Source organism: Burkholderia arboris (assembly GCF_902499125.1).
In the GTDB taxonomy this organism is placed as follows: domain Bacteria; phylum Pseudomonadota; class Gammaproteobacteria; order Burkholderiales; family Burkholderiaceae; genus Burkholderia; species Burkholderia arboris.
In genome coordinates this window covers 42,898-69,107 of sequence record NZ_CABVPX010000024.1, presented here as the reverse complement: position 1 = coordinate 69,107, position 26,210 = coordinate 42,898, and the positions used below count along the sequence as shown (strand labels likewise).

Here is a 26,210-nt window from a genome sequence, read left to right as displayed (position 1 = left end):
CAAAACCAATCCACGTTTACTGGAGATCCACATGGCCATCCTACGCACCTCCCGTTCGCGAATCGCCACCGCGGCGATCGTGACGCTCGCCGTCGTCGGCCTCGGCACGTTCGGCGCGATGCGCGTCAATGCGAACGCGCCCGAGAAAGCGGCAGCGCCGCTGCCCGAAGTCGACGTCGCGACCGTCGTCCCGCAGACCGTGACCGACTGGCAAAGCTACTCGGGCCGCCTCGAGGCGGTCGAGAAAGTCGACGTGCGCCCGCAGGTATCGGGCACGATCGTCGCGGTGAACTTCAAGGACGGCGCGCTCGTGAAGAAGGGCGACGTGCTGTTCGTGATCGACCCGCGCCCGTACCAGGCCGAAACCGATCGCGCGGCCGCGCAGCTCGCCGCCGCCCAGGCGCGCAACGGCTATGCGCAGACGGATTGGCAGCGCGCGCAGCGGCTGATCGGCGACAACGCGATCGCGAAGCGCGACTACGACGAGAAGCAGAACGCGGCGCGTGAGGCGGCGGCGAACCTGAAGGCTGCTGACGCCGCGCTGGAAACGGCGCGCATCAACCTCGGCTATACGCGGATCACCGCGCCCGTGTCGGGCCGCGTGTCGCGCGCGGAAATCACGCTCGGCAACGTCGTGTCGGCCGGCGCGTCGGCCGCGCCGCTGACGACGCTGGTGTCGGTATCGCCGATCTACGCATCGTTCGACGCGGACGAACAGACCTATTTGCAATACATCAACGGCGCGCGCAGCGGCCGCAAGGTGCCGGTCGAGCTGGGCCTCGCGAACGAGACCGGCTATTCGCGCAGCGGCGAGATCGACTCGGTCGACAACCGGCTCGATACGTCGTCGGGCACGATCCGCGTGCGCGCACGCTTCGACAACGCCGACGGCGCGCTCGTCCCGGGCCTGTACGCACGCGTGAAGGTGGGCGGCAGCGCGCCGCACGAGGCATTGCTCGTCGACGATGCGGCGATCAACACCGACCAGGACAAGAAGTTCGTGTTCGTCGTCGACCAGCAGGGCCGCGTGTCGTACCGCGAAGTGCAGCAGGGGATGCAGCACGGCAACCGCCGCGTGATCGTGAGCGGGCTGGCGGCCGGCGATCGCGTGGTCGTGAACGGCACGCAGCGCGTGCGCCCTGGCGAGCAGGTGAAGCCGCACATGGTCCCGATGACGGGCGGCGATGCGCCGTCCGCGCCGCTCGCGAACAACGCGAAGCCGGCCGCACCGGCGAAGGCGGATTCGTAAGCGGCCCGCCGCTTCGCATCCGCGTTCAACCAGACAGAGCCACACATGAACATTTCCAAATTCTTTATCGACCGGCCGATCTTTGCAGGAGTCCTATCGGTGATCATCCTGCTCGGCGGGGTGATCGCGATGTTCCTGCTGCCGATTTCGGAATATCCGGAAGTCGTGCCGCCTTCCGTGATCGTGAAGGCGCAGTACCCGGGCGCGAACCCGAAAGTGATCGCCGAGACCGTCGCGTCGCCGCTCGAGGAGCAGATCAACGGCGTCGAGGACATGCTCTACATGCAGTCGCAGGCGAACAGCGACGGCAACATGACGATTACCGTCACGTTCAAGCTCGGCACCGATCCGGACAAGGCCACGCAGCTCGTGCAGAACCGCGTGAACCAGGCGCTGCCGCGCTTGCCGGAAGACGTGCAGCGGCTCGGCATCACGACGGTGAAGAGCTCGCCGACGCTGACGATGGTGGTCCACCTGATCTCGCCGGACAACCGCTACGACATGACCTACCTGCGCAACTACGCGCTGATCAACGTGAAGGATCGCCTGTCGCGGATCCAGGGCGTCGGCCAGGTGCAGCTGTGGGGTTCGGGCGACTACGCGATGCGCGTGTGGCTCGATCCGCAGAAGGTCGCGCAGCGCGGGCTGTCGGCCGAGGACGTGGTGCAGTCGATCCGCGAGCAGAACGTGCAGGTCGCGGCCGGCGTGATCGGCGCATCGCCGTCGCTGCCGGGCACGCCGCTGCAACTGTCGGTGAACGCGCGCGGCCGTCTGCAGACGGAAGACGAATTCGGCGACATCGTCGTGAAGACGACGCCGGACGGCGGCGTCACGCGCCTGCGCGACATCGCGCGGATCGAGCTCGATGCGTCCGAATACGGGCTGCGCTCGCTGCTCGACAACAAGCCGGCCGTCGCGATGGCGATCAACCAGTCGCCGGGCGCGAACTCGCTGCAGATTTCGGACGAAGTGCGCAAGACGATGGCCGAGCTGAAGCAGGACATGCCGGCGGGCATCGACTACAAGATCGTCTATGACCCGACGCAGTTCGTGCGCTCGTCGATCAAGGCCGTCGTGCACACGCTGCTCGAAGCGATCGCGCTGGTCGTGATCGTCGTGATCGTGTTCCTGCAGACCTGGCGTGCGTCGCTGATTCCGCTGATTGCGGTGCCGGTGTCGATCATCGGCACGTTCTCGCTGCTGCTGGCGTTCGGGTATTCGATCAACGCGTTGTCATTGTTCGGGATGGTGCTCGCGATCGGGATCGTGGTCGACGATGCGATCGTCGTGGTCGAGAACGTCGAGCGGAACATCGAGAGCGGGATGAACGCGCGGCAGGCCACCTACAAGGCGATGCAGGAAGTGAGCGGGCCGATCATCGCGATCGCGCTGACGCTCGTCGCCGTGTTCGTGCCGCTCGCGTTCATGTCGGGCCTGACCGGCCAGTTCTACAAGCAGTTCGCGATGACCATCGCGATCTCGACGGTGATCTCGGCGTTCAACTCGCTGACGCTGTCGCCGGCGCTGTCCGCGATCCTGCTGAAGGGCCATGGCGACAAGGAGGACTGGCTCACGCGCGTGATGAACCGCGTGCTCGGCGGTTTCTTCCGCGGCTTCAACAAGGTGTTCCATCGCGGCGCGGAGAACTACGGCCGCGGCGTGCGCGGCGTGCTGTCGCGCAAGACGCTGATGCTCGGCGTGTACCTCGTGCTGGTGGGCGCGACCGTGCTCGTGTCGAAGGTCGTGCCGGGCGGCTTCGTGCCCGCGCAGGACAAGGAATACCTGATCGCGTTCGCGCAGTTGCCGAACGGTGCATCGCTCGATCGCACCGAGAAGGTGATCCGCGACATGGGTTCGATCGCGCTGAAGCAGCCGGGCGTCGAGAGCGCGGTGGCGTTCCCGGGGCTGTCGGTGAACGGTTTCACCAACAGCTCGAGCGCGGGCATCGTGTTCGTCACGCTGAAGCCGTTCTCGGAACGGCATGGCAAGGCGCTGTCGGCCGGCGCGATCGCGGGTGCGCTGAACCAGCAGTACAGCACGATGAAGGACTCGTTCGTGGCGGTGTTCCCGCCGCCGCCGGTGCTGGGCCTCGGTACGCTCGGCGGGTTCAAGATGCAGATCGAGGATCGCGGTGCGGTCGGCTATGCGCGGCTCGCGGATGCGACCAACGACTTCATCAAGCGCGCGCAGCAGGCGCCTGAACTCGGCCCGCTGTTCACGAGTTACCAGATCAACGTGCCGCAGCTCAACGTCGATCTCGACCGCGTGAAGGCGAAGCAGCTCGGCGTGCCGGTCACGGACGTGTTCAACACGATGCAGGTGTATCTCGGCTCGCTGTACGTGAACGACTTCAACCGCTTCGGGCGCGTGTACCAGGTGCGCGTGCAGGCCGATGCGCCGTTCCGCCAGCGCGCGGACGACATCCTGCAACTGAAGACGCGCAACGACAAGGGCGAGATGGTGCCGCTGTCGTCGCTCGTCACGGTGACGCCGACGTTCGGCCCGGAAATGGTCGTGCGCTACAACGGCTACACGGCGGCCGACATCAACGGCGGACCGGCGCCGGGTTTCTCGTCGGGGCAGGCGCAGGCCGCGATCGAGCGCATCGCGCACGAAACGCTGCCGCGCGGCGTGCGGTTCGAGTGGACCGACCTCACGTACCAGCAGATTCTTGCGGGCGATTCGGCGATGTATGTGTTCCCGATCAGCGTGCTGCTCGTGTTCCTCGTGCTCGCCGCGCTGTATGAAAGCCTGACGCTGCCGCTCGCGGTGATCCTGATCGTGCCGATGAGCATTCTGTCGGCGCTGACGGGCGTGTGGCTCACGCAGGGCGACAACAACATCTTCACGCAGATCGGTCTGATGGTGCTGGTGGGGTTGTCGGCGAAGAACGCGATCCTGATCGTCGAATTCGCACGCGAGCTCGAACACGACGGCAGGACGCCGCTCGAGGCCGCGATCGAGGCGAGCCGGCTGCGGCTGCGCCCGATCCTGATGACGTCGATCGCGTTCATCATGGGTGTCGTGCCGCTCGTCACGTCGACGGGGGCCGGTTCGGAAATGCGCCATGCGATGGGTGTCGCGGTGTTCTTCGGGATGCTCGGCGTGACGCTGTTCGGGCTGATGCTGACGCCGGTGTTCTACGTCGTGCTGCGGACGCTCGCGGGCGGCAAGATCCACGTCGCCGGCAAGGACTCGGCGGGTTACGGCGTGACGACTCCGGGCGTGCCTGCATCGGATGCTTGAGGACAACAACATGAACAACTTGCACAACACGAACGGCCTGATGCGTTTCGCGAAGGTGGCGGCCGCGAGCACCCTGCTCGCGACGCTGCTCGCCGCGTGCGCGGTGGGCCCCGACTACAAGCGCCCGGATGCCGCGGCGCCGGCCGCGTTCAAGGAAGCGCCGACGCTCGCCGCCGGCGAGCAGGCCGGCACGTGGAAGACGGCCGAGCCCGCGGACAGCGAACATCGCGGCGAATGGTGGAAAGTGTTCGGCGACCCGGTGCTCGATTCGCTCGAGACGCAGGCGCTCGCCGCGAACCAGAACCTGAAGGCCGCGGCCGCGCGTGTCGAGGAAGCGCGTGCGGCGACGCGTACGGCGCGTTCGCAGTGGTTCCCGCAGGTCGGCGCCGGTTTCGGGCCGACGCGCCAGGGGCTGTCGTCGGCGTCGCAGTTCCAGCCGCAGGGCACGGGCCCGACCAACGCGACGCTGTGGCGTGCGCAGGGCACGGTGTCGTACGAGGCCGACCTGTTCGGCCGCGTCGGCCGCAACGTCGAGGCGTCGCGTGCCGACCAGGCGCAGAGCGAAGCGCTGTTCCGTTCGGTGCAGCTCGCGCTGCAGGCGGACGTCGCGCAGAACTACTTCGAACTGCGCCAGCTCGATTCGGACCAGGACCTATACCGCCGCACGGTGGAGCTGCGCGATCAGGCACTGAAGCTCGTGCAGCGCCGCTTCAACGAAGGCGACATCAGCGAGCTCGACGTATCGCGTGCGAAGAACGAGCTGGCGAGCGCACAGGCCGATGCGGTCGGCGTCGCGCGCCGGCGCGCGGCGTCCGAGCATGCGCTCGCGATCCTGCTCGGCAAGGCACCGGCGGATTTCGGGTTCAAGGAAACGCCGATCGTGCCGGTCGCGGTGAAGATTCCGCCGGGCCTGCCGTCCGCGTTGCTCGAACGCCGTCCGGACGTGTCGGCGGCCGAGCGGGCGATGGCGGCCGCGAACGCGCGGATCGGCCTCGCGAAGTCCGCGTACTTCCCGAAGCTCGATATCACCGGAGCGTTCGGCTATGAGGCGTCGACGCTCGGCAACCTGTTCCTGTGGTCGAGCCGCACGTTCCTGCTCGGGCCGTTCGCGGGCACCGCGCTGACGTTGCCGCTGTTCGACGGCGGGCGCCGGGCGGCCGGCGTGCAGCAGGCGCGCGCGCAGTACGACGAGCAGGTCGCGAACTACCGGCAGCAGGTACTCGTCGCGTTCCGCGAGGTCGAGGACAATCTTTCCGACCTGCGTCTGCTCGACGACCAGATCCGCGCGCAGGATGCAGCCGTCAATGCGTCGCGCCGTGCGGCGACGCTGTCGCGCACGCAGTACCAGGAAGGCGAGGTCGCCTATCTCGACGTGATCGACAGCGAGCGTTCGGTGCTGCAGTCGCAACTGCAGGCGAACCAGCTCACTGGCGCGCAGGCCGTGTCGACCGTCAACCTGATCCGCGCGCTCGGCGGCGGCTGGGGTGCGGCGCCGACGGCGGTCGGCGATGCGGCGGCCGTCAAGGCGGAGGTCGCCGCGCGCTGAAACAGCGGCCCGCCAAGGGCCGTTCACGCAGGTGGCCGAACGAAGCAGAACCCCGGTCCGTGGCAACGCGGATCGGGGTTTTTTATGGGCCGCTTGCTATGGCTGCTGCTCGGGCCGTACGTCCGTACGCTCGGCGATGACCACCGCATACCGGCCGACCGCATCGGCGATGCGCTGCGCCAGTTCGGGATCGCGCACCGCGCGTGCGAGCGTGACGCCGCCCGACAGCAGCGCGAGGAACGCGATCGCGCGGTCGTCGTCGGGCGTGTCGCCGAGCCCGGACGACACTTCGTCGACGATCTGCCGCAACGCCTTTGCGTATGCGTCGCGCGTGTCGTCGTCGGCGCGCATCACTTCGGGCGACAGGCTCGGCAGCGCACAGCTTTCGCCGAGTGCGCAGGTGCGCCGGGGCCCGAGGTAGAACGACACGAACGGGCGCCGCCAGCGCGCGCCATGCTCGGCCTTGAACGTCGCGACGCCTTGCCGGAGCTGGTCGAGGCCGTCGAGCACGACGTTGCGGAACGCCTCGCCTTTCGATTTGAAATGTCCGTAGAACGCGCCGTTGGTGACGCCGGCCGCCTTCGTCAGCGGACCGATGCCGGAGCCGCCATAGCCCTCCTGGCGGAACAGGCGGCTCGCGGCTTCGAGGATGCGCGTGCGGGTTTCGTGCTTGTGCTCGACGGAATAACGCATGACAGGCTCGCTTCAGAGCGATCGCTCTTTATTGCTTGCATAGAGAGCGATCGGTGTCTAATGTATAGAGAGTGACTGATATTTATATCACGTCACGATTCCGATGACCTGACCTGGAGAAAGTGCGATGCCGATTACGCTGACAGTATCCGAAGGGGTTTTCACGCCGGACGACGAGGGGCCGGTGTTTGCCGAGTTGACCGATGCGCTGCTGGACGTCGAGGGATTGGCCGGGAACGGCTTCCTGGCGCCGAACGTGGTGGGCACGCTCAACGTGCTGCCGCGTAACCGGACCTTCGTGCATGGGCGCGCGGAGCCTGCCGCGTTCGTCGAGCTGAAGCTGCCTGCGGTGGCGCTTGCGGCGCCCGACAAGCAGCGGCAATTCGTCGAACGGGCGACCGAGATCGTGCTGCATCGCGCGGGCGGGCGGCTGACGCCGGCGCAAGTGTGGGTGAATGTCGTGCATGCGGTCGACGGCGGATGGGGCATTGCCGGACGGCGATATGACAACGCTGCGCTGGTCGATTCGATTCAGGGTGCGGCGGCTGCCTCGCATTAACCGCAACTAACGGTCAAGCCGTCGGGCGTTGACCGACGGAGTGGCGGCGATTGCCGCCACTCCGGTTACTTGTCGTTGCCTGCAGCCCGCAGCGCGCGCGCCAGCTCGCTCGCGGCCTTGCCGAGCCCCGTGTGCTTCGGGCGGCGCAGATACACGGGCAGCGGCAGCCCGTTGCGGATATTCGCGAACACGAGCGGCGCAAGTTCGCCAGCGGCGACGTAGCGGCCGATCATCGATTCCGGCAAATTTGCCCAGCCATGCCCGGCTTTCACGAGCGCGATCGCGGTCGCCATGTCGGTCACCTTCCACGTGCGGTTACCGATCAGCGGCCGCACGTCGGTCAGCGGCCGTTCGGGATCGGCGATCACGATCTGCCGGAAGCCCGACAGGCGCTCGATCGCCTCGGGCTGTGCGCATTCGGCGATCGCCGGATGGCTCGGTGCGGCAACCGCGACGAGCGTTTCGGTCCACAGCGCATGAATCTGTTCCTGCGGATGCAGATCGAGCCCGCCGTACGCGACACAGAGATCGATGGCCGATCGATGCAGCGCGTCGACGATCACGTCCTGCGGCGCCGTGACGATGCTGATCGCGAGTGCCGGATATTTCGCGGCCACGGCTGTCAGCGCACGCGCGACCGGCGCACCGTCGAGTTCAGCGGCAAGCCCGAGCCGCAGCGTGTCCTCGACGCCTTCCGACAGGTGCTGCGCATGCGCACGCAGCGCGTGCAGCCGTTCGGCGATCGAGCGCGCGTCGGGCAGCAGCGCGGCCATCGCCGCGGTCGGCGTCGGTTCGCGCGTGCCGCGGTCGAACAGCACGAGGTCGAGTTCGGCCTCGAGGTTCGCGATCGCCATGCTGATGGCCGACGGCGTGCGGCCGAGCGCGCGCGCCGCGGCCGAGAACGAGCCCTTTTCGATGACGGTCAGCAGCATGTCGATGTGGTCGCTGGTCAGCATGCGGGGCCTCCTGTCAGAAAAATTGAAAGGACCTGACTTTTGCGGACAGAGGCCCGCTGATAGTCTCGCCACCTTGTTCGAGATGAAGGTGGATGGTCATGCAAGGGTGGAAGAGACGCATAGTGTATGTCGTGATGTTCGAGTTGCTCGGCATCCTGGTCGCGTCGTCGGTGCTCGGCATGCTGAGCGGCGCGAGCGCCGCGACGAGCGGCCTGCTGGGCGTGATGATCTCGACGACGGGCGTCGTCGTCAATTTTCTGTACAACCTCGCGTTCGAGGCATGGGAGCGACGCAGCGCGGCGACCACGCGCTCGGTCGGGCGCCGCGTGATGCATGCGATCGGATTCCAGGTCGCGCTCGTGACGTTCCTGATTCCGCTGATTGCGTGGTGGCTCGACGTGTCGTTGCGTCAGGCGTTCCTGTACGACGCGGTGCTGATCGTGTTCTTCCCGATCTTCACGTTCACGTACAACTGGGCGTTCGACAGCGTGTTCGGGTTGCCGGATTCGGTCACGCGCAACGCGCAGCCCGAGCCGGCCGTGTGGTAAGCCGCGCTGGCGGGAGGGTGTGACAACGAACGGCGGACGTCTATGCGTCCGCCGTTTTTCGTTGATGCGTCGCATGCCATCGATACCGGGCGCATGACGAAAGAAATTGTAGAGGACTTCTAATGTCGTAATCGTCTGGTTTTTTGTCGCATCTTAACAAAACTGTCCGATTTCCCTTTCTAGAATCCGACAGATCGATGACACGCGCGGCGGGCAGGAGGGGGCCGTCGACGCGCCGCGCGCCTGGTTCGGAACCGTATTGCGGCTCCGAGGCCGCGCATCGCCCGCACGCGGCGCATGCCGCCTGCATGACCATCCCCGTCCGGCCAGAAAAACGAGGAGGGATTGCCGATGTCGCGTATCGATCGCCGTACGTTCCTGACCCGCTCGGCGCAAGCGGCCGGCGCTGCCGCGCTCGCGGCGGCGTTGCCCGAAAGCATTCGCCGCGCGCTTGCCGTCGAGCCGGCCCGCGTGACCGGAACGATCCGGGACGTGGAGCACATCGTCGTGCTGATGCAGGAAAACCGCGCATTCGACCATTACTTCGGCACGTTCCCGGGCGTGCGCGGCTTCAACGATCCGCGCGCGGTCGCACGTCCCGACGGCAAGGCCGTCTGGTATCAGAACTACAAGGGGCGCGACTACGTGCCCTGGCACCTCGACACGTCGAAGACGTGGGCGCAGTGGATGATGCCGGAGAACCACGAGTGGGATGCGTTCCACAAGCTGTGGAACGAAGGGCGCAACGACCAGTGGATGGCCGTGCAGTGGCCCGATGCGATGGGCTACTTCAAGCGCGCCGACCTGCCGTACTACTACCCGCTCGCGAGCGCGTTCACGATCTGCGACGCGTACCACCAGTCGATGATGGGGCCGACCAATCCGAACCGGCTCTACCTGATGACGGGGCGCGCGTCGCCGAACGCGGACGGCAGCCAGGTCGCGATGTCGAACTGGATGGGCGACCGTTCGGGCACGGTGTCGTGGAAGACCTTCCCCGAGCGGCTGCAGCAGGCCGGCATCGACTGGCGCGTGTATCAGGAAGGCGGCGTCGGCTCGTTCAACGTCGCGTGGAATTTCCTGTCGAGCCGCTACTGGATCGACAACACCAACAACTACGACTGCAACGCGCTCGCGTGGTTTTCGCAGTACAAGTCGGCTTCGTCGAGCTCGCCGCTGAACCAGCGCGGGCTGACCGCGCGCGGCATCTCGTCGCTGCGCGACGACGTGCTCGCGAACCGGCTGCCGCAGGTGTCGTGGATCGTGCCGCCGTTCTCGTCGTCCGAGCATCCGTGGTGGGGGCCGTCGTTCGGCGAGGAATTCGTGTCGCGGATTCTCGATGCGCTCACGTCGAACCCCGACGTATGGGCGAAGACCGTATTCCTGATCTGCTACGACGAAGGCGACGGCCGCTTCGATCACGTGACGGCGCCCGTGCCGCCGTGGAAGGCCGGCAAGGGGCTGTCGACGGTCAGCGTCGAAGGCGAGATCGAGCAGCAGTCGGGCTTGCCGATCGGGCTCGGCACGCGCGTGCCGCTGCTCGCGATTTCGCCGTGGTCGAAGGGCGGGTGGACCTGCTCGGAAGTGTTCGATCACACGTCGGTGATCCGTTTCATCGAGAAGCGTTTCGGTGACGATCATCCGGACGTCTACGAATCGAACATCACGCCGTGGCGTCGCGCGGTGTGCGGCGACCTGACGTCGGCGTTCGACTTCGCGGGCGATGCGGATCGCACGGTGCCGCCGGCGGCGCTCGACCTGACCGCGACGAAGGCGCAGCTCGACAACGCGTACTGGGTGCAGTACTACCTCGCGAAGCCGAGCTATCCGTCGAGCTACCCGGCTGAGAACGCACCGCTGCCGGTGCAGGAACCGGGGCAGCGCAAGCTGCGCGCGGTACCGTACGAGCTGTTCGTCGAAGCCGCGCTCGATACGCGCGCGGGCGTGCTGAACGTGAGCTTCGCGAACAGCGGCAAGGCCGTGCCCGGCAACGCGGCCGGCACGTCGGCCGCGGTGTTCCATGTACACGACGCGATCGCGCAGAACGGCCCGCGCTTCTACACGATCCAGAGCGGCCGCGTGCTGAGCGACCAGTGGTGGCCGGTGCGCGACACGCAGGGGCGCTACGACCTCGCCGCGTATGGGCCGAACGGCTTTTTCCGCCACTTCAAGGGTGGCGCGACGACGAGCGCGCCGCTGCTCGACGTGACGGTCGCGTATCGCCCGGATGGCAATCTCGTCGTGCGGATGCGCAACGCGGGCCGCACGCCGCTGGTCGCGACGCTCGCGGATAACGGCTACGGCGCCGCGCCGCGTTCGGGCACGGTCGCGGCGGGCGCCACCGTCGACACGGTGCTGAACCTGTCGGCAAGCGGCGGCTGGTACGACTTCAGCGTGACGATCGATGCAGATGCCGGTTATCTGCGCACACTGGCCGGCCATGTCGAAACCGGTGCGGCGAGCGTGACCGATCCGCTCTTCGCGCACGTCACAGGAACCGCATGATGAACCGAACCGTCATCGTATGGGGCACGGTCGCACTGGCGGCAGGCGCCGTCGCGTCGGCCGTCGTGCTGTGGAGCGGCCGCCCGGGCGGCGCGCCGCACGCTTCTTCCACCGTTGTCAGCCAGGAATCCGCCATGACGAATCAAGCGGCCGCGTCGCCGGTCAATTTTCGCGCGCAGCTCGACGGCTATGCGCACGAACGCGATGCGCTGAATGCGGCCGACCGCCAGGTGCGCGCGCGTTCGTTGCTCGCGCAACTGCGTGCGGATGCCGATGCGGGCAAGCTCGATCCGCGCGAGGCGTCGGGCCTGGCGGACCTGCTGTTGCAGGATGCGGAACCGGACGCCGCCGCACGCCAGGCTGCGAGCGATGCGTTGCGCGAGCACCTGCGCGATCTTGCGATGGGCGAGCGGCCGGCTTCGCCCGCACGCGAGCGACAGGATGCCGACTATGTCGCGCAGAGCCGCAAGATCATCGACGAGGTGGTGCGTACGGTGCCGGACCGCGAGCAGCAGCGCGTGGCGCTCGAGACGCGGCTGGCGGAATTGCGCAGGCAGATCTACGGGACGGACGCGCCGGTGACACACGGCGGTTGACGAGACGCGATGCGGAGCGTATCCGCATCGTCGTTGAACAGCGAGGCGATCGGGCGGCGCGGAAGCCGCCCGGACACTTACGCGGCGATGAACGCGTGCACGTAGCGATTGAACACGGCGGGGCTTGCAGCGTTCATCCCGTGCGACGCGCCGGCGACGGTTTGCCGTTGCGCGTTGCCGATCCACTGCGACAGCGTATCGACGTTGTGGCGGAACATCTTCGGGCTGCGCTGGCCGTCGATCAGCAGCGTGCGGCATGCGATATCGCCGGCCGTGTGCTGCGAATACGCGGGCAGCGGGTCGCGCAGCTGCTTCGGCAGCGTGCTCGCGTTGTCGATCGCCATCGTACGGAAGCGCGACGTGCTTTTCTTCCATGCGCCCGGCAGGCTCACGGAATCGACGAACATTTCGAGGCCGGATTCGACGTCGCCTTGCCCGATCAGGTTCACGGCCTTCGTGCGCAGCGCGAGCGCGGCGGCCGGCAGCGCGGCTTCGCGCACGCCCGGCTGTTGCAGCGGGCCGCCCGGATCGGCGAGCGTCAGCGTATCGACGAGGTGCGGATGCCGGCGTGCGACGTTGAATGCGACGCTGCCGCCACGCGAATGGCCGACCAGATGCACGGGGCCGAGATCGAGTGCGTCGATGAATTCGGCGAGCTCGTCGACGTGGTTCTGCCAGCTGAATTCGTCCTGGATACCTGCTTCGACGGCCGGCCAGTAGTGGCTGAGGCTCGGTGCGATGCAGCGGTAGTGGGCCGACAGCGCGGCGAGTTGCGGATCCCAGTAGCGGTAGTCGCACAGCGAGCCGTGCACGAACACCATCGGCGCACCGCTGCCCCGCTCGACATACGGCAGGCTGATGCCTGACGAAAGCGTCGCAAATTGCAGGTCGGGGTTCGCGAGCACGGACGGCTCGATTCGCATGTTCATGGCTGAAAGACTCAAAGGTGCGTCAACACGACGCAACTATGCATCACGGCGACCTGCAAGGAAAACGCATAATTTTCATCGTGACGATCAATTTTATTGATGGCTGTGACGGAAACGCTTGTCGGAAGGAGGGCGGAGACCCCCATATGACCTTGATGCGCCGGCCAGCGGCACGCTTCCAGTGCTTCTTCAAGACGTGCAGCAGCGTCCGGCTCGACAATAGCAGTGCCGCCGGGCATGCCGCGAACTGGATGATCGCGGCTTACAAATGTGAAAGTCAGGCGTCGCCACCGGGAGCGCAGTGGCGGTCAGTCGTGCAATGGTGGCGAAATGAGGGGGCTTCATGGCGCGGCGCCTGGTCCGAGGGGCAGGGGTACAGTCGCCTGCACATCGTCCATTCGAGCTTTCGAGAAACCGGTCTGGCCCCCGGCCACACTGTTGATCGGTCGGGACGACATTCGCGCATGACGTGGCCTGCATGACAGACACGAAGCACGAGATTCTAGCGGTAGCTCGCCAACGTATGCAGATGCTCGCCTAGTTCGCCTGTCTGAGTTGCGGCATTGACGTGATGGAAGTAGCGATACCAACCGCTATCGTGGATGCCCTGGAGTAAAGCGTCCCGAGCGGTCGCATCGGGGAAGCGCCAGATGCCGACGAAACGGTGATGCGTAGAGCGTGGGACGTCGGGGTCGACTTCGCTCAACGCCAGCATCTCGATACCTAGCGTACCGAGTGCAGTCATGCCTTTGGCAATGCCGTCAAGGAATACACGACGGTGATCGCCTGACAAAATCTCCCAGGCCGGCGAGGGCGAATAAAGTTCCACCAGGTAATGCGACATGTGGAGCTCCCTATCAAATGCGTTGCCGACGCCCCGTTAGCTCGGTGTTGGTTTGGACGCCGGTGTTGCCCGAGATTTTCACAAGCAACGTGGCAAGTTGCTCGCGCTCCTTTAATGTCAGGTTGGCAAACAAGCTGCCGATCCACCGGCTGTGCTGATCAAATATTTTCGTGGCGAGCTGCTTGCCTTTGCGCGTTAAACGAATCAGAAGCGCGCGGCGATCCTTTAGGTCAGCCGTGCGTTCGATCAACGCATCTTTCTCCAATCCGTCAAGTAAGCCTGTCACGGTCGCACGCGTCACCCCTGCCTGTTCGGCCAGCACGTTGGGCGCCAGCCCGTCGCCTGCCGCATCAAGCAAGAAGAGGATTACAAAACGACCTTCGGACAGGCCATGAGGCGCGAGCAGCGACGCGCAGTCACGATCAATGGCCGTGGACAGAGAAAGCAACTGGAAGCACAAGCGAATTCCGTCAAGGTTCGGGACATTGCGGCGTGTCGCTTCATGCAACAGCGCCAGATATTTCTGTTCCATATATATGATGGTAGCGTGCCTTATTACAAGGTGCCTAACTTTATAGGGCGTGATGCAGGTGGTCAAGTTGTGAGGGGCATGTACGCGGTGGTTTGCTGCCGTAGGCACAGTCTCTGATGCTCGACGAATGTGCGCGCTCATTTGGGCATTCGCTGAAGACACAGAACTCGTCTTGTGAAGTCCACGCAGATCTTCAATAGACGCGGCGCTTGACAAGGTCGGGTACCGTTGAGAATATAGTTAGATGCCATACAATCTGTTGACGAACTATATGGCTCATAGAAAGCATGGAGACGCGATCCGCCTTCGTCGCCCGTTGGCACGGGTTGACGATCGACGCCTATCGATGGGCGGATTGCCGATGGAGTGGCTATTGGCCAGGAGGGCCAGGTGTTGCAATTGAAGAATGAGCGGGGTGCGGCTCGGCCGGACGTCAACGCATACATACGGAGAGACCGCGTCACGTCGCGACATACCTTGGTGCGTCGTTTGATTCCTGCGGGTATGTACCGCAGGGAGATGGTGCGACGATGGGTGATTGACGAGGCGGAGCTTGACGGCATCACGATTGGTCTTGCCGCGAATTTTCCGCAACGGGAGCAAGCGTTTCGCTTGGTGCACGACGCCTATGTGACGCGAGGCATCACGGTTCCCACGCAATCCGGGATGAAGTTCTCGCCCCATCATGTTTTGCCGGGTAAACATAAGCGTTAGCCAGTTATCAAGGAGATTGTCATCATGTCACTGTCGGCTCAAATCGATGTGCTCAAGGCCGGAATGGCCGATACGGTGCCAGCGGAGGCACTGCAGGCGATGGGTAAGGCCGCTGCGGATCTCGCAGCCTCGGGGATTGCGGAAACAGCATTGAAGGCAGGCGCGCGCGCCCCGGTCTTTGAACTCCCCGATGCTGAGGGTCGCGCTGTGCGATTGAACGAATTGCTCAAGGACGGACCGGTTGTCCTGACCTTCTACCGGGGACAATGGTGCCCGTTCTGCAACTTGACCTTGGCGGCGCTTCAGCGTGCGCTTCCGGAAATCCGGGAGGCAGGTGCAACCTTGGTCGCGGTTTCGCCGCAGACCCCGCACTCGACGGCGGCCACGGTGAAGGCAGGCGCGATCGCCTTTCCGGTGCTGAGCGATACGGGGAACCACATCGCGCGATCCTTCGGCCTTGTGTTTTCGCTTGCCTTCGACATACGGCCGATTTATCGGGATCTTGGCGTCGATCTGCCGGACTTCAATGGGGATGCGAGCTACGAGCTTCCACTTGCCGCAACGTATGTCATCGGCAAGGACGGAAGTGTCGCGTATGCCTTTGTCGACAGCGACTATACCCGCCGACTGGAACCTGCAGAGATCGTGCGCATCGTCAAGGCGCTCTGATCAATCGAGGGGGAACGCTTTCATTACCGCTATCAATAAAATAAGGACTCTTACATATGGCAAGAATCGTCATTATCGGTTCTGGCGTGTCTGGCAATCTGCCGTGCTGTTGGTCGTGCGCCCTGCAATGCGATATTGGCTTTCGCGCGTCCTGGCCGCGGAACGGCATTTAAGTACGGGGGCGATTGCCTGGATACTCCTGGCGCTACTCGTTTCGGCGTCGATCACGAGTAACCTGGGTATTTTCGCGATCATCGGCGGTTTTGTGATAGGTGTTGCACTGCATGACAACCGGCAATTTGTGACGCACTGGAACGAGCGGGTAAGCGGCTTCGTACACGTGTTTTTTATCCCCGTGTTCTTTGCTTATACGGGGCTGCGAACCGACGTGGGGTCCCTGGCGACACTGCATGACTGGGTGGTTTGTGGCTTGGTATGCCTGCTCGCGTTCGTTGCGAAGTTCGGTGGAACCTATATCGCTAGTCGAATCATGGGGGAAAGCCGACGGAGCGCGGCGGCGATCGGTGTTTCGATGAATACGCGTGCATTGATGGAGCTGATCGCGTTGAACATTGGTTACGACCTTGGCGTGCTCCCCAAGCAGACCTTCACGATGCTCGTCATCATGGCCATTACGAGTACCTTTATCGCGACGCCGTTGATACGTTGGCTGATGCAGGATCAACGACGTCCGGTTGACGATCGATCGACGACTGCGCTAGTAGCGGAAACGATCGCGCGTAACACCGGAAATGGTGACAGTGCCGGTTTAAGACGGCACCCTTGACGCGCGAGATCTTGGAAACCCTGACACATTGAATTTTGAGGCTGTAGCCAGCAGATGATGCAGGCAGAGACTGTCACGAGTGCCTCGTTTTGCTAGCGTTTCTAAACCACTGAGCGCTACCCGCATTTCAGCGCACCGTCAACGCGGGCGTGGTCTGAAGCTCGACGGGAAGGTCGTTGTCGGCGGCGAACTGCATCGCGAAGTCGAATGCGTCGGCGCACGCGTCGCGCAATTCGTCCGACACGAACAGGCATTTGACGTTGCCGTCGACGACGGGCATCGCGAGCCGCGACAGCGCGCACGGATAGCCGGGCCGCCGTTCGCCGACGAACAGCGTGATGACGCCCGCGAGGCGCTCGGGCCAGTCGCTCGGGCGGAAGGTTTTCTGCGCGCGCGTAACGCCGCGGATCAGGTGGCCCGTGATGCGGCCGTGTTCGGTGACTTCGATGCGATCCATGCTGTTGTGCGTATCCTCGTTCGCGTCATTCGCCGCCGTCGGCCGCTGTGTCGCCGCGCGCGGGAATCCGCAGGTTGCGCAGCTTGTGATAGAGCGTTTTCTTCGGCATCCCGAGCGCGACGCTTGCGTCCGCAACGTTGCCGTTGTGACGCTGCAGCATGTCCTCGATCAGCATCCGTTCGAAATACGCGAGCTGTTCCGCGAGCGTGTCGCCGACGGCCGGTGCATCGCCGGACGACAGCAGGCTGTCGCCGGTCAGCCCGAGCACGAAACGGTCGGCCACGTTCTGCAGTTCGCGCACGTTGCCGGGCCATGCATGCGTCATCAGTTCGGATACCTGCGCAGCCGTGACGACCGGCGCCGGCTGTCCGAAGCGCCGCGCGGCCGCGAGCACGAAGTGCTCGAACAGCAGCGGCACGTCCTCGCGCCGCTCGCGCAGCGGCGGCAGCTCGATCTGCGCGACGTTGAGGCGATACAAGAGGTCCGCGCGAAAGCGTCCGTCGGCCGCGAGTTCGGCGAGATCGGCCTTCGAGGCAGCCACCACGCGGCAGTCGACCGGAATCAGTTCGTTCGCACCCAGCCGCTCGACCACGCGCTCCTGCAGCACGCGCAGCATCTTGATCTGCAGCGAAACCGGCATCGTCTCGATTTCGTCGAGGAACAGCGTGCCGCCATCCGCCCATTCGACCTTGCCGATGCGCTTCTTGATCGCGCCGGTGAACGCGCCGGCTTCATGGCCGAACAGTTCGCTCTCGAAGACCTGCTCGGGCAGGCCGCCGCAGTTCAGCGCGACGAAATGCGCGTCGCGCCGGCCGCCGAAGTCGTGCAGGCTGCGTGCGATCAGCTCCTTGCCGGTGCCGGTTTCGCCGGTGATCAGCACCGACACCGACGTGTCGGCGAGGCGCAGGATCCGCTTGCGCACGTCGGCCATCGCGGGCGACTTGCCGAGCACGTACGCCTCGATGCCCTGCCAGTTGTTCAGCGCCGCGCGCAGCCCCTGCACCTCGAGCGTCAGGCGGCGCTTCTCGACCGCGCGCGCGACGCGGCCGGCGATCACGTCCGACGAAAACGGCTTCTCGATGAAGTCGTACGCGCCGACCTGCATTGCGCCGACGGCCGTCGAGATGTCCGCGTGGCCGCTGATCAGCACGACCGGGATCTGCGCATCGAGGGCCATCACGCGGTCGAGCAACTGCAGCCCGTCGATGCCCGGCATCCGCACGTCCGACACGATCACCACCGGCGCGCCGGGCGCGACGTGCGTGAGCGCGTCGGCAGCGGACGCGAAGGCGTCGACCGGGAACCCGGCGAGCGCGACGGCCTGCTCGACGCCGATCCGGACGTTTTCATCGTCCTCGACGACCAGCACGCGAATCTCATCTTCCATGCTCTATCCTTTGTTGCGGCGTCGCCGCCGCGAATTCGATACTGAACTGCGCGCCGCCTTCGTCGCGGTTCGTCGCGGCGATCTTCGCGCCGAACGCCTCGACGATGCGCGACGTGATCGCGAGGCCGAGCCCGAGACCCTGGCCGCGCGGCTTGGTCGTGACGAACGGCTCGAACAGGTGCGGCAGCACGTCGGGCGCGATGCCGGCGCCGCTGTCGGCCACCGTGAAGCGCACGCGGCCGACGTCGTCCGGCCCGCTGGCCGCGATGACGATGCGGCGCACCGGCGCGTCGTGCACCGCGTCGAGCGCATTGCCGAGCAGGTTCACGATCACCTGCTGCAACTGGCTCGATTCGGCCGAGACGGTCGTGCCGGGCGCGATGTTCACGTCGAGCCGCACGCTTTCGTCGCGGATCCGCGCGTCGTAGATCAATCGCGCATGCGCGACGGCCTCGTTCAGCGACACCGCGACGCGCTCGACATCGGGCTTGCGCGCGAAGGTCTTCAGCTCGCCGGTGAGCACGGCCATGCTGTCGACCAGCTTGCCGATCCGCTCGAGATTCGCGAGCGCCGGCGCCGGCTGCCCGCGCTCGAAGAACGTGCGCGCGTTGTCGCATAGCGTGCGGATCGCGACGAGCGGCTGGTTCAGCTCGTGCGTGAGGCCGGCGGCCATCTGCCCGAGCACCGCGAGCTTGCCCGCGTGCACGACTTCCTGTTGCGATGCGCGCAGCCGCTGTTCGGTGCGTTCGCGCTCGACGATCTCGCGCTGCATCCGCTCGTTCGCGGCCGTCAGCGCGGCCGTGCGCTGCTCGACGGTCAGTTCGAGCCGGTCGTTCGCGAGGCGCAGCGCGTCCTGCGCATTCAGCCGCGCGACGATCGCCCGGCGGCGCTGGATCGCGTAACCGGCCAGCAGCGCGGCGATCAGGAACGCGCCGGTGACGAACACGAACGCCGTCTGCTGCTGGCGCCGTGCGCCCGCGATGTCGAGCAGCACCATCAGCGAATCGCCGGCCTGCGGTGCGGGGCGCGACATCACGAGATAGCGCGTGGCGCGGCCGGCGTGGCGCAGATCGGGGAAGGTGCCGAACCACGCGGCCGAGCTGCGGTCGCCGATGCGGCGATACGGCAGCGCGTCGACGGTGCGGCCCGCGTATTGGCGCGACGCCTGGATGTCGCGCTGCTGCTGCGCGGTGATCGGGCGCAGCGCGGTGAATTTCCATGCGGGCTCGGTCGAGATCACGACCACGCCGTTGCTGTCGACGACCATTGCGGCGACGCCCGGCGCGCGCCACGCCGATTCGAGCGGATCGACGCTGATCTTCACGGCGGCCACGCCGATCGGCACGCCGTCGTCGCGCACGGCGCTTGCGAAGTAGACGCCCGGCACGCCGGTGTTGGTGCCGATCCCGAAGAAGCGGCCGCTGCCGCGCGCGAGCGCGTCCTTGAAGTACGGCCGGTACGACACGTTGGTGCCGACGAAGCTGATCGTCTCGTTCCAGTTGCTGGCGGCGATCACCTCGCCTTGCAGGTCGATCACGTCGACCGCGCCGCTGCCCGCGTCGCGGTTCACGGCTTCGAGGTAGGTGTTCACCGAGTGCACGAGTGCGGGCGCATCGTGCGGCGCGGCCTTCAGCATCGCGCGCACGCCGTCCTGGCGCGCGACGAGGCCGGGCAGGATCTCGAAGCGGCCGAGCTCGCTCTTGAGGCTCGACGCATACAGGTCGAGCCGGTGCGCGCCGGTTTCCTCGAGCGCGTCGATCGCGCGTTCCCACGCGAAATCGACGGCCGCACCGGCCACGCCGACATACAGCACGGCGGCCGATGCCCAGCCCCACCACGGGATTCCCTTGAAGCCTTTTTGCACGTTCGCCCTCATCGAAGCCCGCTGCCGCCTGTCCGCTATCGGCCGTCCGCTACCGGCCCTCCGCAACTGCTCGCCGTAACGATGCCCGCCGTAACGATGCGTGCCGTAACGATGCGCGCCGCGCGCCGGCAAGGCCGGCGGCGGCGCGTGCGAAGCAGCCTGCGCGACGGTGCGCGCGGCCGCGCATTATCCGAAGTGCGTGACCAGGATCAGCGTCACCGTGACGACGATTGCGCCGCCGATCCGCGTGGCGATCTGCGCGAACGGCATCAGCTGCATCCGGTTCGCGGCGGTCAGGATCGCGACGTCGCCGGTGCCGCCTTGCCCGCTGTGGCAGGCGTTCACGATTGCGGTGTCGATAGGGTACATCTTCAGCAGGCGGCCGACCACGAAACCGGTGCCCATCAGCGTCGCGACGGTCGACACGATCGTGACCACGTTGACGATCGTGAAGGCGGCGGTCAGCTTGTCCCACGGCGTCATCGCGACGCCGATCGCGAACAGCAGCGGATACGTGACGGCGGTCGAGAAGAACTTGTAGACGACGAATGCGCCTTCCTGCAGCGGCGGCGACACCGCGCGTGCGAGCTTCACCAGCACCGCGAGGAACAGCATCGCGACCGGTGCGGGCAGGCCGAACAGCTTGTGCGCCATCAGGCCGACGAGGTACAGCGTGATCGCCGTGATGCCGGCGCCCGCGATGTGCGTGACGTCGACGTGGCCGCGGATCTCTTCGTTCTCCGGCGTCATGTCGCCGCTTTCGCCGACCTGCAGGCGGCCGTTGCCGGTCAGGTGCGGCAGGCGCTTGCCGAGCATGTCGAGCGCGCCCGACAGGATGATCGCGGTCAGGCTGCCGAGCATCACCGGCGGCAGCACCATCGCGAACATCTCGCCCTGCGGCAGGTGCATCAGTTCCGAATAGCCGATCGACAGCGGAATCGCGCCTTCGCCGACGCCACCGGCCATGATCGGCACGACGATATACAACAGCGTGTGGCGTGCGCCGAGGCCGAGCGCGGTGCCGACGGCCGTGCCGACGATCGCCGCGGCGACCGAGCCGGCCGCGAGCGGGACGAAGATCTTCACGAAGCCCTGGATCAGTACGCGGCGATCCATGCTCAGGATGCTGCCGACGATGATCGACGCGATGAACAGGTACAGGAAGTTGGTCGACTTCGTGAATTCGACCGTCAGGTTCAGCACCGGCTTCGGCAGCACGTGGTAGTACGTGAGCGCCGACGGCACGAAGGTCGCGAAGATCGCGGCCGCGCCGATGTTGCGCAGGAGCGGCAGGCGCTTGCCGAGTTCGGCGCAGGTGAAGCCGAAGAACGCGAGCACGGCGATCGCCATCGAGATCTCGCCAGGTACCTTGCCCGTCACCGAGAAGCCGACGATCAGCGCGAACAGGATCACGTAGACCGGCAGCGGAATGATGCCGATGCGGATTTCCATGAGCTTCCACCAGCCTTCCGGCCAGAAGCGCTCGCGCGGGGTGGCGACGGCGTCGGAAACCGGCTCCGGATGGGACGGGGTATGGATAGAGGTCTGCAAGACGTGTCTCCTGATGTTGGAATGCCTGCTTTGCTTCGCGGCATCGTGTGCCGTCTATTACGCAACCCCCGTGCCAGGAATCCGGCCTGCCGGAATATTTTCAATGCCTTGATTTATAAGGGATTTGTTTCGTCTGCGGAAAGGATTGCCCGGCGGGATGGCCGAGATCTCGGAATTCGCCCGGTGCCCCGGGCCGAGATTTCGGCCAGACGGCCGGCCGGACGCCCGGTCTGGCCTCCGATTCGCCCGGCCGGCCGCTCGGACGCCCGCCATATCGCCGCGCGCGATTTTCTTCGCACAATCGCTTCGTAGACCGCCCCTGCGCCGCTCTCTATCATCGGCTGATCCTTTTCCGACGCGACGACGACTGTCCGGAGAACGCCTGCGCGTTCGCCGCGGCGTCGCTCATCCGTCGATACCGTCTTTGGACAGGAGAGTGGTTTCATGCTGCATCCCGTTTTTTCCGCCCGCTTTTCCGCCGGCCGCGCGGCCCGCGTGCTGATGGCCGCGCTGCTCGGCGTCGTGCTGCTGAACGGCGCGCGCGCCGACACCGCGCCGCTGAAGGTCGGCATCTCGACCAGCCCGCAGATCGAAGCACTGAAAATCGCCGCGAAGGAGGCGAAAGAGCAGGGGCTCGACGTCAAGATCGTCGAGTTCACCGACTGGAATACGCCGAACGCGGCGCTCGCGAACAAGGACATCGACGTCAACTACTTCCAGCACATCCCGTTTCTCGAGAACGCGAAGAAGCAGGGCGGCTACAACTTCATCTCGATCGCGCCCGGCACGATCATGAAGATCGGCCTCTATTCGAAGAAGGTGAAAAGCTTCGCCGAGCTGAAGGACGGCGCGCGCGTCGCGATCGCGAACGATCCGGTCAACGGCGGGCGCGGGCTGTTGCTGCTGCAGCGCGCGGGGCTCATCACGCTGAAGCCGGGCACCGATTACCGTGCGACCACGCACGACATCGTCGCCAACCCGAAGCACCTGAAGATCATCCCGCTCGAAGCGTCGCAGCTCGCGCGTTCGCTCGACGACGTCGATCTCGCGCAGGGCTACCCGAGCTTCATCAAGCTCGCCGGCACGACCGACCCGAACAGCGCACTGCTGTTCGACGGCACCGAGAACAAGAGCTTCGCGATCCAGTGGGTCGTGCGGCCCGAGAGCGCGAACGATCCGCGCATTCGCAAGTTCATCGCGATCTACCAGCACTCGCCGGCCGTGCGCCGTGCGCTCGACAACGCATTCGGCTCGCTGTACGCGATCGCGTGGTGACGGAGGCCAGCATGACGACGGCGAACCGCAAGAAGATCCTGCTCAACGCGTTCAACATGAACTGCGTCGGGCACATCAACCACGGGCTGTGGACGCATCCGCGCGACCGCTCCGCGCACTACACCGATCTCGACTACTGGGCCGATCTCGCGAAGACGCTCGAGCGCGGCAAGTTCGACGGGATCTTTCTCGCGGACATCGTCGGCGTGTACGACGTGTTCGGCGGCGGCCCCGATGCCGCGCTGCGCGAATCGGTGCAGGTGCCCGTCAACGATCCGCTGCTGCTCGTGCCCGCGATGGCGCAGGTCACGCGGCATCTCGGCTTCGGCGTGACCGCGAACCTGACCTACGAACCGCCTTACCTGTTCGCACGCCGCATGTCGACGCTCGATCATCTGACGAAAGGCCGCGTGGGCTGGAACATCGTCACCGGTTACCTCGACAGCGCCGCGCGCGGGATGGGCCTCGCGCAGCAGATCGGCCACGACGACCGCTACGAGCGCGCGGACGACTACATGGACGTCGTCTACAAGCTGTGGGAACTGAGCTGGGACGACGATGCGGTGATCCGCGACGCGCAGGCGCGCGTGTTCGCGCAGCCGGGCAAGGTGCGGCGCGTGAAGCACGACGGGCCGTTCTATTCGATCGACGCGATTCATCTCAGCGAGCCGTCGCTGCAGCGCACGCCGGTGCTGTACCAGGCCGGTTCGTCCGCGCGCGGCGTCGAGTTCGCGGGCCGTCATGCGGAATGCGTGTTCGTGAACGGGCAAAGCAAGGCGGCCGCACGCGCGGCAGCGCTCGACATTCGCGCGGCGGCTGCACGGCAGGGGCGCGACCCGGCATCGATCAAGATCTTCGCGGGCGTCAGCGTCGTGACGGCCGAGACCGAACGGCTCGCACGAGAGAAGTTCGACGAATACCGGCGCTATGCGAGCCCCGAAGCCGGCCTCGCGCATTTCGCGAGCTCGACCGGCATCGACTTTGCGCAGTACGGCCTGGACGAGCCGATTTCGTACGTGAAGACCGATTCGATCCAGTCGGCCGTCGACGCGATCTCGCGCAAGAGCACGACCGGTACGTGGACCGTGCGCCGGATGCTCGAACAGATGTCGCTCGGCGGCCGCTATGCGCCGATCGTCGGCTCGCCGTCACAGGTCGCGGACGAGCTGCAGTCGTGGATCGACGAGACCGGCATCGACGGCTTCAACCTGACGCGCACCGTGATGCCCGAGTCGTTCGCGGATTTCGTCGACTGGGTCGTGCCGGAACTGCAGAACCGCGGTGTCTACAAGGAAGACTACGATCCCGCGCCGACGCTGCGCGAGAAGCTGTTCGGCGCCGGCCCGCGCCTGCCTGCGTGGCACACCGGCGCGCAGCACCGGCCGGCAGCCGTATCCGAACCCGCGCATCCCGCGCATGCCTGAACGTGACGGAGCGAAGCGATGACGCAATTGTTCGATACGCTGGGTTTCATCGAGCCGTCGGCCGTGCTTGCCGGCGCCGCCGTAACGGCGCATGAGGAAGCGGGCGCGTTGGCCGCCGGCGGCGTGGCCGTGTCGCTGGAGCAGGTCGGCAAGGTATTCGCGACGCCGCGCGGCCAGGCCGCCGCACTGCGCGACGTGACGCTCGATGTGCGGCGCGGCGAGGTGTTCGGGATCATCGGCCGCAGCGGCGCCGGGAAATCGACGCTGCTGCGGCTCGTGAACGGGCTGGAGCGGCCGAGTTCGGGCCGCGTGCGCGTGCAGGGTGTCGACGTCGGCGCGCTCGACGAGGACGGGCTCGTTGCGCTGCGCCGCCGCACCGGCATGGTGTTCCAGCATTTCAACCTGCTGTCCGCGAAGACGGTGTTCGAAAATGTCGCGCTGCCGCTGAAGATCGCCGGCGTGCCGAAGGCCGAGCGCGTGCGCAAGGTCGAGGCGCTGCTCGATCTCGTCGGGCTCGCCGCGAAGCGCGACGCATACCCGGCGAGCCTGTCGGGCGGGCAGAAGCAGCGCGTCGGCATTGCCCGCGCGCTGGTGCACGATCCCGAGGTGCTGCTGTGCGACGAGGCGACGTCGGCGCTCGACCCCGAGACGACGCAATCGATCCTCGCGCTGCTCGCCGACATCAACCGCCGCCTCGGGCTGACGATCGTGCTGATCACGCACGAGATGGAAGTGATCCGTGCGGTGTGCGACACCGTTGCGGTCATCGAACAGGGTGAAGTCGTCGAAACGGGCCCCGTGTGGCGCGTGTTCGGCGATCCGCGCCACGGCGCGACGCGCGCGCTGCTCAGCACGCTGCAGCACGACCTGCCGGCCGAGCTGGCCGCGCGCGTGCAGCCGCTGCCCGAGCAGGCCGCGCTGCCGGACGGCGCGCAGGTCGTGCTCGACGTCCGCTATACGGGTGAAAGCGGCGGCGAGCCGGACGTCGGCGCGCTTGCGGCGGCGCTCGGCGGCTCGGTGCGATTCCTGCACGGCGGGATCGAGCGCATTCAAGGCCATGCGCAGGGGCGGCTCGTGATCGCGGCCGCGCCCGGTGTGGACGATACCGGCACGCAGCACGCGCGCGGCGCCGTTGCCGCGCTGCTCGATCGCGCACGCCGCCATGCGAATCACGCGGAGGTGCTCGGCTATGTTTGAGCTCTGGTGGCCCGAACTGCTCGACGCGATCCGCGACACGCTGTCGATGGTCGCCGCGTCGGCCGTGATCGCGGCGCTGATCGGCATCCCGCTCGCGGTGATCCTCGTCACCACCGCGCCGGGCGGCATCTACGCGCGGCGCGGCGTGAACGCGGTGCTCGGCGCGCTCGTCAACGTGTTCCGCTCGACGCCGTTCATCATCCTGCTCGTCGCGCTGCTGCCGTTCACGCGCGTGCTGATCGGCACGACGATCGGCGTGTGGGCGGCCGTCGTGCCGCTGTCGATCGCCGCGATCCCGTTCTTCGCGCGGATCGCCGAAGTGAGCCTGCGCGAAGTCGATCGCGGGCTGATCGAGGCCGCGCTCGCGATGGGCGCGAAGCGCCGCCACATCGTGTGGCACGTGCTGCTGCCGGAGGCGCTGCCCGGCATGCTCGGCGGCTTCACGATCACCGTCGTCGCGCTGATCGGCTCGACCGCGATGGCGGGCGCCGTCGGCGCGGGCGGGCTCGGCGATCTCGCGATCCGCTACGGCTATCAACGTTTCGACACCACCGTCATGGCGACCGTGATCGTGATCCTGATCGCGCTCGTCTCGGCCGTGCAAATCACGGGCGACCGCCTGGTCCGACGCGTGACCCGGCGCACCTGAGCGACGCCACGAGCGTCCGCTCGTTTCATTCCT

Annotated in this window: 24 protein-coding genes; 14 read left to right on the top strand and 10 right to left on the bottom strand. The window is 66.1% G+C overall.

Features of this window, described 5'->3' with window-relative positions:
• The first annotated feature begins 31 nt into the window (after positions 1–31).
• Genes ceoA through opcM form a run of 3 tightly spaced genes read left to right on the top strand, consistent with a single transcriptional unit; the run spans position 32 to position 6,041 of the window.
• Complete coding sequence (gene ceoA, locus BLA15945_RS25950; protein WP_059238792.1) at positions 32–1,249, top strand: multidrug efflux RND transporter periplasmic adaptor subunit CeoA; 1,218 nt, start codon at positions 32–34, stop codon at positions 1,247–1,249.
• 45 nt (positions 1,250–1,294) lie between these two features.
• Positions 1,295–4,495 carry a multidrug efflux RND transporter permease subunit CeoB gene (gene ceoB, locus BLA15945_RS25945; RefSeq protein WP_174993728.1) on the top strand — a complete coding sequence of 1,067 codons (3,201 nt, stop codon included), beginning with the start codon at positions 1,295–1,297 and terminating at the stop codon, positions 4,493–4,495.
• 10 nt (positions 4,496–4,505) lie between these two features.
• Positions 4,506–6,041 carry a multidrug efflux transporter outer membrane subunit OpcM gene (gene opcM, locus BLA15945_RS25940; protein WP_059240893.1) on the top strand — a complete coding sequence of 512 codons (1,536 nt, stop codon included), beginning with the start codon at positions 4,506–4,508 and terminating at the stop codon, positions 6,039–6,041.
• Between the two features lie 96 nt (positions 6,042–6,137).
• On the opposite strand, the gene BLA15945_RS25935 is transcribed toward opcM, so the two are convergent.
• Positions 6,138–6,734, bottom strand: a complete 597-nt coding sequence (locus BLA15945_RS25935) for a TetR/AcrR family transcriptional regulator (protein ID WP_059238795.1) — start codon at positions 6,732–6,734, stop codon at positions 6,138–6,140.
• 127 nt (positions 6,735–6,861) lie between these two features.
• Between BLA15945_RS25935 and BLA15945_RS25930 the strand changes: the two genes are divergently transcribed.
• Positions 6,862–7,293 (top strand): Tautomerase enzyme, encoded by a 432-nt coding sequence (locus BLA15945_RS25930; RefSeq protein WP_174993727.1) that lies wholly within the window; start codon positions 6,862–6,864, stop codon positions 7,291–7,293.
• Positions 7,294–7,358: 65 nt separating this feature from the next.
• Here the strand turns inward: BLA15945_RS25930 and BLA15945_RS25925 are convergent, their stop codons facing one another.
• Positions 7,359–8,249: a LysR family transcriptional regulator gene (locus tag BLA15945_RS25925; protein ID WP_174993726.1), complete on the bottom strand. Its 891-nt coding sequence runs from the start codon at positions 8,247–8,249 to the stop codon at positions 7,359–7,361.
• Between the two features lie 98 nt (positions 8,250–8,347).
• Here BLA15945_RS25925 and BLA15945_RS25920 point away from each other — a divergent pair, with 98 nt between their 5' ends.
• From BLA15945_RS25920 to plcR, 3 genes are all read left to right on the top strand, one after another.
• Complete coding sequence (locus BLA15945_RS25920) at positions 8,348–8,797, top strand: PACE efflux transporter (protein ID WP_174993725.1); 450 nt, start codon at positions 8,348–8,350, stop codon at positions 8,795–8,797.
• Between the two features lie 351 nt (positions 8,798–9,148).
• Positions 9,149–11,302 (top strand): phosphocholine-specific phospholipase C, encoded by a 2,154-nt coding sequence (locus tag BLA15945_RS25915; protein ID WP_174993724.1) that lies wholly within the window; start codon positions 9,149–9,151, stop codon positions 11,300–11,302.
• Positions 11,302–11,898 carry a phospholipase C accessory protein PlcR gene (gene plcR / locus BLA15945_RS25910; RefSeq protein ID WP_174993723.1) on the top strand — a complete coding sequence of 199 codons (597 nt, stop codon included), beginning with the start codon at positions 11,302–11,304 and terminating at the stop codon, positions 11,896–11,898. The genes BLA15945_RS25915 and plcR overlap by 1 nt, the downstream gene beginning before the upstream one ends.
• Before the next feature lie 77 nt (positions 11,899–11,975).
• Here the strand turns inward: plcR and BLA15945_RS25905 are convergent, their stop codons facing one another.
• The 4 genes from BLA15945_RS25905 to BLA15945_RS25890 all read right to left on the bottom strand — a co-directional run bounded on the left by BLA15945_RS25905 (position 11,976) and on the right by BLA15945_RS25890 (position 14,209).
• Positions 11,976–12,827 (bottom strand): alpha/beta fold hydrolase, encoded by an 852-nt coding sequence (locus BLA15945_RS25905; protein ID WP_174993722.1) that lies wholly within the window; start codon positions 12,825–12,827, stop codon positions 11,976–11,978.
• Between the two features lie 11 nt (positions 12,828–12,838).
• Positions 12,839–13,066 (bottom strand): hypothetical protein, encoded by a 228-nt coding sequence (locus BLA15945_RS25900; RefSeq protein WP_174993721.1) that lies wholly within the window; start codon positions 13,064–13,066, stop codon positions 12,839–12,841.
• Positions 13,067–13,329: 263 nt separating this feature from the next.
• Positions 13,330–13,671 carry a DUF6616 family protein gene (locus BLA15945_RS25895; RefSeq protein WP_174993720.1) on the bottom strand — a complete coding sequence of 114 codons (342 nt, stop codon included), beginning with the start codon at positions 13,669–13,671 and terminating at the stop codon, positions 13,330–13,332.
• Positions 13,672–13,684: 13 nt separating this feature from the next.
• Positions 13,685–14,209 carry a MarR family winged helix-turn-helix transcriptional regulator gene (locus BLA15945_RS25890; protein ID WP_174993764.1) on the bottom strand — a complete coding sequence of 175 codons (525 nt, stop codon included), beginning with the start codon at positions 14,207–14,209 and terminating at the stop codon, positions 13,685–13,687.
• 384 nt (positions 14,210–14,593) lie between these two features.
• On the opposite strand from BLA15945_RS25890, the gene BLA15945_RS25885 reads away from it, so the two are divergent.
• From BLA15945_RS25885 to BLA15945_RS25875, 3 genes are all read left to right on the top strand, one after another.
• Positions 14,594–14,917, top strand: a complete 324-nt coding sequence (locus BLA15945_RS25885) for a hypothetical protein (protein WP_174993719.1) — start codon at positions 14,594–14,596, stop codon at positions 14,915–14,917.
• A 24-nt stretch (positions 14,918–14,941) separates the two neighbouring features.
• Entirely contained in the window at positions 14,942–15,586 is a 645-nt protein-coding gene (locus BLA15945_RS25880) for a peroxiredoxin-like family protein (RefSeq protein ID WP_174993718.1), read from the top strand.
• A 103-nt stretch (positions 15,587–15,689) separates the two neighbouring features.
• Positions 15,690–16,373 (top strand): cation:proton antiporter, encoded by a 684-nt coding sequence (locus BLA15945_RS25875; protein WP_217468169.1) that lies wholly within the window; start codon positions 15,690–15,692, stop codon positions 16,371–16,373.
• Between the two features lie 127 nt (positions 16,374–16,500).
• Here BLA15945_RS25875 and BLA15945_RS25870 read toward each other — a convergent pair whose 3' ends face one another.
• The 4 genes from BLA15945_RS25870 to BLA15945_RS25855 all read right to left on the bottom strand — a co-directional run bounded on the left by BLA15945_RS25870 (position 16,501) and on the right by BLA15945_RS25855 (position 21,632).
• A complete protein-coding gene (locus tag BLA15945_RS25870) occupies positions 16,501–16,830 on the bottom strand; it encodes a DUF3579 domain-containing protein (RefSeq protein ID WP_174993717.1) in 330 nt (109 codons plus the stop codon).
• Positions 16,831–16,855: 25 nt separating this feature from the next.
• A complete protein-coding gene (locus tag BLA15945_RS25865; protein ID WP_059238807.1) occupies positions 16,856–18,217 on the bottom strand; it encodes a sigma-54-dependent transcriptional regulator in 1,362 nt (453 codons plus the stop codon).
• Positions 18,207–20,093: a sensor histidine kinase gene (locus BLA15945_RS25860; protein WP_174993716.1), complete on the bottom strand. Its 1,887-nt coding sequence runs from the start codon at positions 20,091–20,093 to the stop codon at positions 18,207–18,209. The genes BLA15945_RS25865 and BLA15945_RS25860 overlap by 11 nt, the downstream gene beginning before the upstream one ends.
• A gap of 174 nt (positions 20,094–20,267) precedes the next feature.
• Complete coding sequence (locus tag BLA15945_RS25855; RefSeq protein ID WP_174993715.1) at positions 20,268–21,632, bottom strand: 2-hydroxycarboxylate transporter family protein; 1,365 nt, start codon at positions 21,630–21,632, stop codon at positions 20,268–20,270.
• A gap of 444 nt (positions 21,633–22,076) precedes the next feature.
• On the opposite strand from BLA15945_RS25855, the gene BLA15945_RS25850 reads away from it, so the two are divergent.
• From BLA15945_RS25850 to BLA15945_RS25835, 4 genes are read left to right on the top strand one after another with little or no spacing between them, the layout of a single operon-like run.
• Positions 22,077–22,907, top strand: a complete 831-nt coding sequence (locus BLA15945_RS25850) for a MetQ/NlpA family ABC transporter substrate-binding protein (RefSeq protein WP_059238813.1) — start codon at positions 22,077–22,079, stop codon at positions 22,905–22,907.
• Positions 22,908–22,918: 11 nt separating this feature from the next.
• Positions 22,919–24,331, top strand: coding sequence for an LLM class flavin-dependent oxidoreductase (locus BLA15945_RS25845; RefSeq protein WP_059240895.1), 1,413 nt, complete (start codon positions 22,919–22,921; stop codon positions 24,329–24,331).
• A gap of 18 nt (positions 24,332–24,349) precedes the next feature.
• Positions 24,350–25,528 (top strand): methionine ABC transporter ATP-binding protein, encoded by a 1,179-nt coding sequence (locus BLA15945_RS25840; RefSeq protein ID WP_174993714.1) that lies wholly within the window; start codon positions 24,350–24,352, stop codon positions 25,526–25,528.
• Positions 25,521–26,177: a methionine ABC transporter permease gene (locus tag BLA15945_RS25835; protein WP_152849614.1), complete on the top strand. Its 657-nt coding sequence runs from the start codon at positions 25,521–25,523 to the stop codon at positions 26,175–26,177. Before BLA15945_RS25840 ends, BLA15945_RS25835 begins: the two co-directional genes overlap by 8 nt.
• The last annotated feature ends 33 nt before the right edge of the window (positions 26,178–26,210 follow it).

Excerpts from the sequence above, each read along its gene's own strand:
- BLA15945_RS25915 (WP_174993724.1), top strand. The coding sequence starts at position 9,149 with ATGTCGCGTATCGATCGCCGTACGTTCCTGACCCGCTCGGCGCAAGCG.
- BLA15945_RS25840 (WP_174993714.1), top strand. The coding sequence starts at position 24,350 with ATGACGCAATTGTTCGATACGCTGGGTTTCATCGAGCCGTCGGCCGTG.
- BLA15945_RS25900 (WP_174993721.1), bottom strand. The coding sequence starts at position 13,066 with ATGCCCGGCGGCACTGCTATTGTCGAGCCGGACGCTGCTGCACGTCTT.
- BLA15945_RS25845 (WP_059240895.1), top strand. The coding sequence starts at position 22,919 with ATGACGACGGCGAACCGCAAGAAGATCCTGCTCAACGCGTTCAACATG.
- BLA15945_RS25860 (WP_174993716.1), bottom strand. The coding sequence starts at position 20,093 with ATGAGGGCGAACGTGCAAAAAGGCTTCAAGGGAATCCCGTGGTGGGGC.
- BLA15945_RS25905 (WP_174993722.1), bottom strand. The coding sequence starts at position 12,827 with ATGAACATGCGAATCGAGCCGTCCGTGCTCGCGAACCCCGACCTGCAA.
- BLA15945_RS25870 (WP_174993717.1), bottom strand. The coding sequence starts at position 16,830 with ATGGATCGCATCGAAGTCACCGAACACGGCCGCATCACGGGCCACCTG.
- BLA15945_RS25920 (WP_174993725.1), top strand. The coding sequence starts at position 8,348 with ATGCAAGGGTGGAAGAGACGCATAGTGTATGTCGTGATGTTCGAGTTG.
- BLA15945_RS25930 (WP_174993727.1), top strand. The coding sequence starts at position 6,862 with ATGCCGATTACGCTGACAGTATCCGAAGGGGTTTTCACGCCGGACGAC.
- BLA15945_RS25895 (WP_174993720.1), bottom strand. The coding sequence starts at position 13,671 with ATGTCGCATTACCTGGTGGAACTTTATTCGCCCTCGCCGGCCTGGGAG.
- ceoB (WP_174993728.1), top strand. The coding sequence starts at position 1,295 with ATGAACATTTCCAAATTCTTTATCGACCGGCCGATCTTTGCAGGAGTC.
- ceoA (WP_059238792.1), top strand. The coding sequence starts at position 32 with ATGGCCATCCTACGCACCTCCCGTTCGCGAATCGCCACCGCGGCGATC.
- BLA15945_RS25935 (WP_059238795.1), bottom strand. The coding sequence starts at position 6,734 with ATGCGTTATTCCGTCGAGCACAAGCACGAAACCCGCACGCGCATCCTC.
- BLA15945_RS25835 (WP_152849614.1), top strand. The coding sequence starts at position 25,521 with ATGTTTGAGCTCTGGTGGCCCGAACTGCTCGACGCGATCCGCGACACG.
- BLA15945_RS25925 (WP_174993726.1), bottom strand. The coding sequence starts at position 8,249 with ATGCTGACCAGCGACCACATCGACATGCTGCTGACCGTCATCGAAAAG.
- plcR (WP_174993723.1), top strand. The coding sequence starts at position 11,302 with ATGAACCGAACCGTCATCGTATGGGGCACGGTCGCACTGGCGGCAGGC.
- BLA15945_RS25880 (WP_174993718.1), top strand. The coding sequence starts at position 14,942 with ATGTCACTGTCGGCTCAAATCGATGTGCTCAAGGCCGGAATGGCCGAT.
- BLA15945_RS25850 (WP_059238813.1), top strand. The coding sequence starts at position 22,077 with ATGCTGCATCCCGTTTTTTCCGCCCGCTTTTCCGCCGGCCGCGCGGCC.
- opcM (WP_059240893.1), top strand. The coding sequence starts at position 4,506 with ATGAACAACTTGCACAACACGAACGGCCTGATGCGTTTCGCGAAGGTG.
- BLA15945_RS25865 (WP_059238807.1), bottom strand. The coding sequence starts at position 18,217 with ATGGAAGATGAGATTCGCGTGCTGGTCGTCGAGGACGATGAAAACGTC.